The sequence below is a fragment of the Endozoicomonas atrinae genome (genome assembly GCF_001647025.1).
GTDB classification, from domain to species: Bacteria; Pseudomonadota; Gammaproteobacteria; order Pseudomonadales; family Endozoicomonadaceae; genus Endozoicomonas; species Endozoicomonas atrinae.
The window spans coordinates 1-1,562 of record NZ_LUKQ02000536.1 but is presented as its reverse complement, the minus strand read 5'-3'; the positions used below and the strand labels follow the sequence as shown (position 1 = coordinate 1,562).

2 protein-coding genes are annotated in these 1,562 nt (G+C 59.8%); both read right to left on the bottom strand.

Annotated features, from left to right (window positions below; genetic code table 11):
• Positions 1–358 (bottom strand): hypothetical protein (locus AK963_RS28825; RefSeq protein ID WP_139117767.1); only part of this gene is annotated, 358 nt, incomplete at its 3' end.
• A 10-nt stretch (positions 359–368) separates the two neighbouring features.
• Positions 369–1,562, bottom strand: a 1,194-nt coding sequence (locus tag AK963_RS33955) for a hypothetical protein (protein WP_175404716.1), incomplete at its 5' end; no start/stop codon positions are given.

Here is a 1,562-nt window from a genome sequence, read left to right as displayed (position 1 = left end):
GCTCGTTGTCGGCACTGGCGATGAACGGGTAACGGGCCTGGAAGATGGAGTCGCCGATGGTACCCACTTCTCGGCCAGGGGCACCGCGCAGGTCTTCCGACTGAACAATGGTGATCCAGCCGGATTCAGCGTTGTCGTAGTCACCGATGCGGTACTGGATACCGGTGTCGGGGACATGTCGCATATCCACGGGGCCACTGAAATTGCCTTCGGGGTCGAAGATGGATTGCAGCAGCTCGGAGAGGGTCTTGTTGCCCAGCTCGGCGGCGTTGAGGTAGCGCACGAGGTTTTCAAACTCGACGCTGATGTTGCCGGAACTGGTGTAGTTCTGTGGGTGTTGCTGACGGAGGCGAGCCATAAGTGATCTCCTATCGGGTGGTTATGGCGAAACCGACGATTCGCAGTAGCCCGCCTTCGTCTGAAGTGATGGTAAACCTGAGTTGCAGTCCGATGTAACGGACGGGGAACTGGTGTTCGTACTGCTGGTGCAACGAGTGCATGGGTACGTGGTTATCACCCTCGTCGTCTTTGATGTCGAAGGTGAAGGTGTGGATCGGGTTGTGGCATTCGTCGAAGGCTTCCACGAGGACGTTGCCGGAACCGGAGGCTTGCAGGATCAGCGAGTGGGCCTGCTTGGGTTCGCTGAGGGAACCCTGCCAGAGTAACGGGGTGGTGAAGGTGCAGGTGGGGGTTTCCCCTGTGGTCTCTTCCGGTTTGCGGATGTCGAAGGTACCCCCTGCGGTGCCCACCACAAGACTGCCCGCGAGAAAGTCGGCGCAGCGGGTGTAGAGAAAGTCGCCGGTGGCCCACTGGGGTTCGCCTTCGGTGCCGAAGGAGAGGGAGAGGCGACGGCTGATGTGGTCGGTCTGCGGGAAGTAGATGTGGTAGCGCAGGTTGTCGGCGTCCCAGACGGCGTTGATGTTCTGCTGGTTGGGTACCGAGTTCATGTAGGCGCGGTAGAGGGTGCGAATGCGGTTGGACATGGCGATATGGGAGACCATGATGCCGTTTTCGCGGGAGCGGCGGATGGCGTAGACGCCGGTACGGGAGCAGAAGATGAGATCGCTGTCCGCCTGGCAGATGGTGTTGTGGCTGACGCAGCCGACGTTGACGTTGGAGCGGTCGTCGAGTGACCAGAGGTCAACACTGGGGTCGATGTTGTAGATGAAGGTTTTATCGGAGGTGAAGACGGCGAGCTTGTTCTGTTCGAAGGCACCGAGGCCAGTGACTTTATCGGCGGTACCCAGGAGGTTGCCCACGTCGAAGTAAGCGGCACGAAGGACGTTGCTGGATTCCAGGTCTTCGTCGTCAGGCCACATTTCGTCGTTGTCGACGCGGGATGCCCAGATGCGGGTCGGGTGGGAGATCCCGCCAGAGACAAACATACGACGCTGAACGGAGGTAGCGAAAGCGGGCCGGATGTCGTCGAGGGCGCTGGACTGGTTGCGCTCCCACTTGATGCCGTCGTAGCGGTAAGTGGGCAGGGCTTTGGAGAAGACGTGGAGTTTCTGGTTGTAGATCACGGAGCTGACCACGGCACCGAGGGGATAGACCTCTTCTTC